Below are 8546 nucleotides of genomic sequence, written 5' to 3'. Positions count from 1 at the left end.
CTGGGGCCAGATCCCCCGCCCCATCGACGTGCGCTATGTCGGCGAGCCCGGCTGGGTACGCCCCGGCGACCGCCCCGCCGAACCCCACCAGCGCGTCTGGATGCGCCTCGACGGCAAGCTCCCCGACGACCCGCTGCTGCACGCCTGCGCCCTCACCTACGCCTCCGACCTCACCCTGCTCGACTCGGTGCTGTCGGTGCACGGCGAGGTGTGGGGGCCTGGGGGAGTGGTGGGGGCGAGCCTCGACCACGCGCTGTGGTTCCACCGGTCGTTCCGCGCCGACGAATGGTTCCTCTACGACTGCTGGAGCCCGTCGGCGTCCGGCGCCCGGGGCCTGGCCACCGGCCGGATGTTCACCACCGACGGCCGGCACATCGCCAGCGCCGTGCAGGAGGGGCTGCTGCGCCGGGTCGGCGCCTGACCCGGAAAACCGTGACCGATCGGCCGAGGGTCGGGAAACCGGGCGGCTGAGCAGGGGACTAACCTTGCCGGCATGCGCCTCTCCGCTCGGGTCGACTACGCCCTCCGCGCGGCCGCCGAGCTGGCTTCCGTCGCCGACGGCGCGGCCGCCGGGCGGACCCGGCCGGTGACCGCCGAGCAGATCGCCCGCGCCCAGGAGATCCCGCCGAAGTTCCTGGAGAGCATCCTGCTCCAGCTGCGCCGCAGCGGCATCGTGCACGCCCAGCGCGGCCCCGAGGGCGGCTACTGGCTGGCCCGGCCCGCGGCGGAGATCTCCCTCGCCGAGGTGATCCGGGTGATCGACGGCCCGCTGGCGAACGTCCGCGGCCAGCGCCCGGAGCAGCTCGGCTACCAGGGTGCGGCGCGCGCCCTGCAGGACGTGTGGATCGCCCTGCGGGCCAGCGAGCGGGAGATCCTCGAACTGGTCACCATCGCCGACGTGGCCAGCGGCAGCCTGCCCGGCCGGATCAACGACCTCGCCGCCGACCCCAGCGCCTGGAGCTGACGCTCCCCTCGACGCCCTCGACGCCCTCGACGCCCTCGACGCCTCGACGCCGCCGTCCCGCGCGTCCGCCGGGCCGTCCCGGGTGCCCGGCGCGCCGTCCGGCGTGTTCCCACCAACCGGATGGAGGACTTGACCGGAGCGCCCCCGTGCCGCATTGTCGACCAAGTCGATAGGAGATACCGAAAAGTCAGGGGGCGCTCGTGCGCAAGCTGCTGGTCCTCGCCCTCGTCGGGCTCGCCGCGCAACTGGTCGACGGCGCGCTCGGCATGGCGTACGGCCTGACGTCGTCGACCCTGCTGCTCTTCGCCGGGGTCGCCCCGGCCGCGGCCTCCGCCTCGGTGCACCTGGCCGAGATCGGCACCACCCTCGCCGCCGGCGTCTCGCACTGGCGGTTCGGCAACGTCGACTGGCGGGTGGTCGGCCGGATCGCGCTGCCCGGCGCGGTCGGCGCGTTCGCCGGCGCCACGTTCCTCAGCTCCATCTCCACCGAGTCCGCCGCCCCCTGGATGGCCGCCATCCTGTTCACCCTCGGCGCCTACCTGCTGGTCCGCTTCTCCCGGCCGCTGCGCGCCAACCGCGCCGCCGGCCGGCTGCGCAGCCGCTTCCTGGCCCCGCTGGGCCTGGTCGCCGGCTTCGTCGACGCCACCGGCGGGGGCGGTTGGGGCCCGGTGGCCACCCCGACGCTGCTGGTGTCCGGCCGGATGGAACCCCGCAAGGTGATCGGCTCCGTCGACACCTCCGAGTTCCTGGTGGCCGGCGCGGCCAGCATCGGCTTCCTCATCGGCCTCGGCTCCGAGGGCTTCCTGCTGCCCACCGTGGCCGCCCTGCTGATCGGCGGCCTGATCGCCGCGCCGATCGCCGCCTGGCTGGTCCGCATCGTCCCCGCCCAGTTGCTCGGCGCCGTCATCGGCGGCGTGATCGTGCTGACCAACACCCGCACCCTGCTGCGGGCCGGCGAGCTGGGCGGCCCCGTCCCGGCCCTGGCCTACACGGTGCTCGGCGCCGGCTGGCTGGTCGCCCTGGTGCTGGCCACGCGGGCGTTGCGCCGCACCCGCCGGGCCCGGGTCACCGCCGAGGCGTCCCTCGCCGCCGCGCAGGCCAGCGGCCCGGCCCCCGACCCGGCCGGCCCGGTCGCCGCCACCGAGGCCGCCGCCACCGCGTCGGAGGAGCCCCGCCCGCTCGCCGCCGCCGTCGAGGGCTGACCCCTTCACGAGGTACGCACCCGACGCTGCCCCGCCGGCAGTGACCCGCCGACGAGCCGGTCGAACTGGCCCTCCCCGCATCAGCCGTTGATCGACTCCAGCTCGGCGAGGTGGCGGCATCCCGGGGTCGCGGATACCGCCAGCTCGGCGAGTTGGAGTGGATCACGCGCGCCCCGGCCCGCACCGGCGAAGCGCACCCCGGGCCGGACCAGGCCACGAGGTCGGCGCGGTCGCCGGCCGGCGTGCGGGGTGACCGGCGCGCGGATCGACCAGCCCGCCTCGTCGCCGTGTCCGACCGGAGTCGACGTAGGCGGCGACGGCAGTGGTTGTGCGGCCGGAAAGCGTTGTCCTACGCTGACGGGGCGTGGAGCCAGTCATCGACGTCGATCCTGTTACGTCAGTGCGGCGTACCCCTTTCTCCGCCGGTCCGGGCAGGCCGGCGCGGGCGTCCCGTGCCTGACCTCCGCGAAAGGCATCCCCGTGCACCCCTTCCTTCCGCGTCGCCGGACCGCGCTGCTCGCCGCGGCCTCGGCGGCCGCCCTCGTGGCCGGCGCCGTCGGCACGGTCACCGCCGCCGCGGCGGCAACCGGCTGCCGCGCCGGCTACAGCACGCCCGTCACGACCGGACTGCGCCTGCCGACCCTGATGCACGACCCGCAGTACCGGGTGGCCGTGGCCTGGCAGAACACCGCCTACAACCAGCCACCGCATCCGGGCTTCCAGCTCGGCGACGGCATGAGCACCCCGCCCGCGCCGAACATCTACCTGCGCTGAACGCGAAGGCACCGGGCCGCCGGCCGCGGAATCCGCTCCGCCGGCGACCCGGTGCACCACACCGCAGCACTCCCGACCCGTCCCGACCGGGAATGCCGTACCACCACCGACACCAAAGGTAGGCGGCCTGCGCGACGGTGGGGTGACGTGGCTATGAAGAGCGTGTTTCAGCCCTTCCGGCGCAGGCCACCGGCCACCTTCTCGGCGATCAGCTCGAACGAGCGCACCCGGTCGGCCACGTCGTAGACCATCGTGGTCAACATCAGCTCGTCGGCGCCGGTGCGCTCCAGCAGCGCGCCGAGCTGCCGGGCCACCGTCTCCGGAGAACCGGTCGCCTGGCCCTCGCGGCGCTGCACCACGAACTCCCGCTCGAACTCCGAGTACGGGTAGGCGGCCGCCTCCTCCGGGCTGGCCAGCGGCTCCGGCCGCCCCGACCGCAGCTTCAGGAACGACAACCCGGCCGGACCGGCCAGCCACTCCGCCCGCTCGTCGGTCTCCGCGCAGACCGCGTTGACCGCCACCATCGCGTACGGCTGCTCCAGCCACTGCGACGGCCGGAAGCTCTGCCGGTAGAGCTGGAGCGCGGGGATGGTGTTCTGGGCGCTGAAGTGGTGCGCGAAGGAGAACGGCAACCCGAGCAGCCCGGCGAGCTGGGCGCTGAACCCGCTCGACCCGAGCAGCCACACCTCCGGCGACTGCCCCCGGCCCGGGGTCGCGGTGATCGGGCCCGGCTCCGCGCCGCTGAAGTAGTTCATGAGGTCGGCCAGCTCGCGCGGGAAGTGCTCGGCCGACAGCCCCTCCATGGTCCGGCGCAGCGCCAGCGCGGTCACCTGGTCGGTGCCCGGCGCGCGGCCGATGCCCAGGTCGATCCGCCCGGGGTGCAGGGCTTCCAGGGTGCCGAACTGCTCGGCCACCACCAGCGGCGCGTGGTTGGGCAGCATCACCCCGCCGGAGCCCAGCCGGATCGTCGAGGTGTGCGCCCCCAGGTGCGCCAGGAGCACCGCCGGCGCGGAGCTGGCGATCGCCGGCATGTTGTGGTGCTCGGCCACCCAGAACCGGCGGTAGCCCAGCTCCTCGGTGCGGCGGGCCAGCTCGGTGGTGTGCCGCAGCGCCTCACCGGCGCTGCCGCTGGCGGCCACGGGAGCAAGATCAAGAACAGACAAGGGTACGTCGATCACACGCCACACCAACACGCCGTGCGCCGGAATTGTTCCCTTGGAGCTAACCCATGCCCCGCGCCTGCTCGAAGATCAGGCTCGTCTGGGTGTGCTGCACCGCCGGATCCACCGCCAGGTGGTCCAGCACGAAGTCCCGCAGCGCGTCCCCGGACGCCGCCCGCACGTGCAGCACGTAGTCCTCCGCGCCCGCCACGTGGAACACCGACACCACCCCCGGCAGCCGCACCGACCGGGCCCGGAACGCGTCCACCGCGGCCCGCTCGTGTGCCGCCAGGCGCACCGACACCAGCGCCTGCAGCGGCAGCCCCACCGCCGCCGGGTCCACCTCCGCGTGGAACCCCCGGATGGCCCCGCACTCGCGCAACGCCCGCGTCCGCGTGAGGCACGTCGACGGCGCCACCCCCACCCGCTCGGCGAGCGCGTTGTTCGGCAACCGGCCGTCCGCCGCCAGCTCGGCCAGGATCGCGCGGTCGGTGTCGTCCAGCGCCCCGAAGGGCCGTACATCATTCGGTGCGACAGGCATGTGACCATCCTTCCCCGAACTTCCCTCCCCCGGAAGGGCTGTGGACAGAATCTCCTTCGCTCCTCTTGCCTGATTGCGGCCTCATGTTCGACGCTTCCGCCATGACAACCGTGGACACCGCAGCCGTGCACGCCGGGCGCGAGGATCTCGCCGGTCTCGGCGTCCACGTGCCGCCGATCGACTTCTCCACCACCAACCCGCTGCCCTCCGTGGCTGGCGGCGGCGACGACTACGAGACCCTGGCCACCGGCGGCACCCTCCGCGCCGGCGGCAGCGCCGTCTACCAGCGGCTCTGGAACCCCACCGTCGCCCGCTTCGAGACCGCCCTCGCCCAGCTCGAAGGCACCGCCGAGGCCGTCGCCTTCGCCAGCGGCATGGCCGCCCTCACCGCCACCCTGCTCGCCGCCACCCGCGACGGGAAACGGCACGTCGTCGCCGTCCGCCCCCTCTACGGCGGCACCGACCACGTGCTCGCCACCGGCCTGCTCGGCACCGAGGTCACCTGGGCGCGGCCCCACGAGGTCGCCGCCGCGATCCGCCCCGACACCGCCCTGGTCGTCGTCGAGACCCCGGCCAACCCCACCCTCGACCTGGTCGACATCGCCGCCCTCGCCACCGCCGCCGGGGACGTCCCGCTGCTCGTCGACAACACCGTCGCCACCCCGGTGCTCCAGCAACCCGCCCGGCACGGCGCCGCCCTCGTGCTGCACAGCGCCACCAAGAGCATCGGCGGCCACGGCGACGTCCTCGCCGGCGTCGTCGCCTGCGCGCCCGAATGGGCCACCCGGCTGCGCCAGGTCCGCGCCGTCACCGGCGCCGTCCTGCACCCGCTCGGCGCCTACCTCCTGCACCGCGGCCTGCAGACCCTGCCGCTGCGGGTCCGCGCCCAGCAGGCCGGCGCCGAGAAGCTCGCCGCCTGGCTCTCCGACCACCCCGCCGTCGCCCGGGTGCACCACCCCAGCGTCGGGGACCCGGCCGGCCTGGTCGGCCGTCAGATGGCCGGCCCCGGCAGCCTGCTCGCCTTCGAGGTACGCGGTGGCGCCCCCGCCGCGGCCGCCGTCGCCGGGGCCTGCCGGCTCATCACCCACGCCGTGTCGCTCGGCGGTGTGGACACCCTCATCCAGCACCCGGCCTCGCTCACCCACCGGCCGGTCGAGGACGACGCCAAGCCGTGCGGCGGGCTGCTGCGCCTCTCGGTCGGGCTGGAGGACCCCGAGGACCTGCGCGCCGACCTGGCGCAGGCGCTGTCCGTGATCTGACGAGGTCAGGACTTCGGGCCGACGTGGCGGTCCAACGCCGCCACGGCGTCGCGCCGCGCCACCGACAGCGAGTTGCGGCGGTTCATCCGCCAGGCGACGCCGAGCAGGTCGAGGGCCCACCGGCAGAGGCCCATGATGTCGGCCGACTCGTTGGTGAACATGTAGCGGGGATAGACGTACTGCTTGCCGCGCACGGTGACCCGGTTGGCGAACCGGCAGCCGTCGGAGTGGAACAGGCCGCGCAGGAAGTCGCCCGGGTGCCGCTCGACAATGGTCCGCTGCCAGTCGGCCAGGACGATCGGGCGCTCGTGCTTCTTGCCCGGCCCGTGCTGCGGCAGCAGGCAGGGCCAGTGCGTGCCGTAGCTCTGGACATTGACGCAGCCCTGCTGCCGGACGCGCTGCACCTTCTCTGCCAGCACGGCCCGCATGGCATCGTCGCAAGCGCTGATCAGGCCCGGCCAACTGCTGGTGCAGGAGATCCGAAGCACCGGTACCCGCGCGGTGGTCACCAGGTGCCCGTCGCCCAGGTAGAGGCCGAGCAGGTAGGCGTAAGCGGCGGGATCTGTCGGAACCTGGACATCCGTGCGACAGCGGAAACATCGCAGCGCGGTGCCCTGAACAGCAGGCGTGGGGCGGTCCCTGCACCAGTGCCACACCGTGGGGTAACTGAGGCCGACACTGCGAGCCGCTTCGGCGACGGTGGCCCCGGACAGGAAGACCTGCCGTGCTCGGGCGCGAATTTTGGGTGGATGCACGAGCCTATCTTCGAACGCCCGTACGACAAGTTTGGTGCCCCCGGTGGGATTCGAACCCACACTGTATGGAGTTTGAAGCCATTGTCTCTGCCATTGGACTACAGGGGCATTGCGCAGTTCGGCGGTGCAAGGATACCCACTACGCTAAGGGCGGTGGCACCCGGCACGGCGGGTGCCGGGCTCAGACTGGTGGGAGTGGCTCGTGGCCGAGATGCAGGCGGATGCCGAGCGCAAGCGCGTTCTGATCGCCGAGGACGAGGCGCTCATCCGGCTGGACCTGGCCGAGATGCTGGTGGAAGAGGGCTACGAGGTGGTCGGCGAGGCCGGTGACGGCGAGACCGCCGTGAAGCTCGCCGAGGAGCTGAAGCCGGACCTGGTCATCCTCGACATCAAGATGCCGATCATGGACGGGCTGGCCGCCGCCGAGCGGATCGCCGGCGCGCGGATCGCCCCGGTGATCATCCTGACCGCGTTCAGCCAGCGGGACCTGGTGGAGCGGGCGCGCGCGGCGGGCGCGATGGCCTACCTGGTCAAGCCGTTCCAGAAGAGCGACCTCGTGCCGGCCGTCGAGATCGCGCTGTCGCGCTACTCGGAGATCGCGGCGCTGGAGGCGGAGGTCGCCGGCCTCACCGACCGGCTGGAGATCCGCAAGACCGTCGAGCGGGCCAAGGGCGCGCTCATGACGACCTACGGGATGACCGAGCCGCAGGCGTTCAAGTGGATCCAGCGCACCGCCATGGACCACCGGATGACCATGAAGGAGGTCGCCGAGCGGATCCTCGCCGAGACCGCCGGCGGCGAGGTGGCGCAGCCCGCCTCCTGATCCCGGCGCGACCGTCAGCGCCGCCGCTCGGCCGCGCCCGCGGTGCGTTCCGCCGATCTGATGACCGCGCCGGTGCACAACTCTGCGTCGGAGCGAAACGCCGCGTGGAGCGCAACCCGCACCGGAGCCAACGCCGCGCCGGAACGACGCGCCCGCGCCGGGGAGATTCGCCGCGCCGAGCGAAAACCGCGTAGGGCGGGCCGCACGGCATCGCGGGGAACGTGGCTCGGCGGGTTCCCCGCGTCGTGGCCGGTCGATACGATCGCCGCCATGCGGCGTCCGCTGGCGGTGCTCGGCCTGCTCGTGGTGCTGCTCGCTGCCTGCCGTTCGTCGGGTCGGGCCGAGCCCGCGCCCGAGCCGTTGCGCCCGGCCTGGCAGCCGGTCACCCTCCCGGTCCCGTCCGGCCTCTCCGGGCGGCTGGCGCTGCGCGACGCGGCGGCCTGTGCGGGCCGCTGGTTCGTGGTGGGCGCGGTGGTGGACGCGGCCGGGGCCACGCACCCGGCGGCCTGGTCGAGCGCCGACGCGGCGACGTGGACGGCGCTGCGTCCGGTGCCCCGGAGCCCGTACGGCGAGGCGAACGTGCTGACGGCGGCGGGTTGCCGGGACGGCCGGCTGGCGGCGGTGGGCGGCAAGAGCGGCGGGGTGCACGGCAATCCGCGGATCAGCACCTGGCGGCAGGTGGCGGACGGCTCGCTGGTCGAGGTGCCGGCCGAGTTCGAGGTGTTCGGGGGCGCGGACGCGGTGAACGCGGGCCGGATCGCGGGCGGCCCGCACGGCTGGCTGATCTCCGGCAACCGGGCGACCGGCGCGGCGGCGTGGGTGTCGCCGGACGGGGTGGACTTCCGGTTGGTGAGCGCGGTGCCGGGGTTGGCGACGGATGCGGGCGGCCGGCCCTGGGCGGCGGACGGCACGGCGACGGCGTCGGGTTGGCTCATGGTGGGCTCGGTGCTGTCGTCGGGGCGTACCGGATCGTCGGCGGTGGTGTGGACCTCGGCGGACGGGTCGGCTTGGCGGCGCGCGGTGCTGCCGGGCGCGGAGGAGGACCTGCAGCGGGTGGTCCGGTCGGGG

Annotated in this window: 8 protein-coding genes, 1 tRNA gene and 2 pseudogenes; 7 read left to right on the top strand and 4 right to left on the bottom strand. The window is 74.1% G+C overall.

Translation table 11 applies throughout. The features are described 5' to 3' along the window. From F8274_RS28720 to F8274_RS32745, 4 genes and pseudogenes are all read left to right on the top strand, one after another. Positions 1 to 421 (top strand): acyl-CoA thioesterase II (locus F8274_RS28720; RefSeq protein ID WP_192580036.1); only part of this gene is annotated, 421 nt, incomplete at its 5' end. Between the two features lie 72 nt (positions 422 to 493). Then, complete coding sequence (locus F8274_RS28715) at positions 494 to 964, top strand: Rrf2 family transcriptional regulator (protein WP_151465487.1); 471 nt, start codon at positions 494 to 496, stop codon at positions 962 to 964. Between the two features lie 200 nt (positions 965 to 1164). Next, positions 1165 to 2166 (top strand): sulfite exporter TauE/SafE family protein, encoded by a 1002-nt coding sequence (locus F8274_RS28710; protein ID WP_151465486.1) that lies wholly within the window; start codon positions 1165 to 1167, stop codon positions 2164 to 2166. Positions 2167 to 2769: 603 nt separating this feature from the next. Then, positions 2770 to 2940 (top strand): annotated as a pseudogene (locus tag F8274_RS32745) (hypothetical protein); the annotation flags it as partial. A gap of 167 nt (positions 2941 to 3107) precedes the next feature. Here the strand turns inward: F8274_RS32745 and F8274_RS28700 are convergent. Together F8274_RS28700 and F8274_RS28695 are read right to left on the bottom strand one after the other, a co-directional pair. Further along, positions 3108 to 4118 carry an LLM class flavin-dependent oxidoreductase gene (locus F8274_RS28700; protein ID WP_192580035.1) on the bottom strand — a complete coding sequence of 337 codons (1011 nt, stop codon included), beginning with the start codon at positions 4116 to 4118 and terminating at the stop codon, positions 3108 to 3110. 43 nt (positions 4119 to 4161) lie between these two features. Further along, complete coding sequence (locus F8274_RS28695; protein ID WP_091267841.1) at positions 4162 to 4641, bottom strand: Lrp/AsnC family transcriptional regulator; 480 nt, start codon at positions 4639 to 4641, stop codon at positions 4162 to 4164. Between the two features lie 83 nt (positions 4642 to 4724). On the opposite strand from F8274_RS28695, the gene F8274_RS28690 reads away from it, so the two are divergent. Then, positions 4725 to 5900, top strand: a complete 1176-nt coding sequence (locus F8274_RS28690) for a PLP-dependent aspartate aminotransferase family protein (RefSeq protein ID WP_151465485.1) — start codon at positions 4725 to 4727, stop codon at positions 5898 to 5900. Between the two features lie 5 nt (positions 5901 to 5905). On the opposite strand, the gene F8274_RS28685 is transcribed toward F8274_RS28690, so the two are convergent. Together F8274_RS28685 and F8274_RS28680 are read right to left on the bottom strand one after the other, a co-directional pair. Beyond that, on the bottom strand, positions 5906 to 6319 hold the full coding sequence (locus tag F8274_RS28685; protein WP_151465484.1) for a hypothetical protein: 414 nt from the start codon (positions 6317 to 6319) through the stop codon (positions 5906 to 5908). A 368-nt stretch (positions 6320 to 6687) separates the two neighbouring features. Continuing rightward, positions 6688 to 6763 (bottom strand) — tRNA-Leu (locus tag F8274_RS28680). Positions 6764 to 6857: 94 nt separating this feature from the next. Between F8274_RS28680 and F8274_RS28675 the strand changes: the two genes are divergently transcribed. Next, complete coding sequence (locus F8274_RS28675) at positions 6858 to 7478, top strand: ANTAR domain-containing response regulator (protein ID WP_151465483.1); 621 nt, start codon at positions 6858 to 6860, stop codon at positions 7476 to 7478. A gap of 270 nt (positions 7479 to 7748) precedes the next feature. Beyond that, positions 7749 to 8546, top strand: a pseudogene (locus tag F8274_RS28670) (hypothetical protein); the annotation flags it as partial.

The sequence above is a fragment of the Micromonospora sp. AMSO31t genome (assembly GCF_008868175.1).
Taxonomy (GTDB): Bacteria; Actinomycetota; Actinomycetes; order Mycobacteriales; family Micromonosporaceae; genus Micromonospora.
The sequence above is the reverse complement of the archived record's forward strand: the minus strand, read 5'-3'. Positions and strand labels throughout refer to the sequence as shown.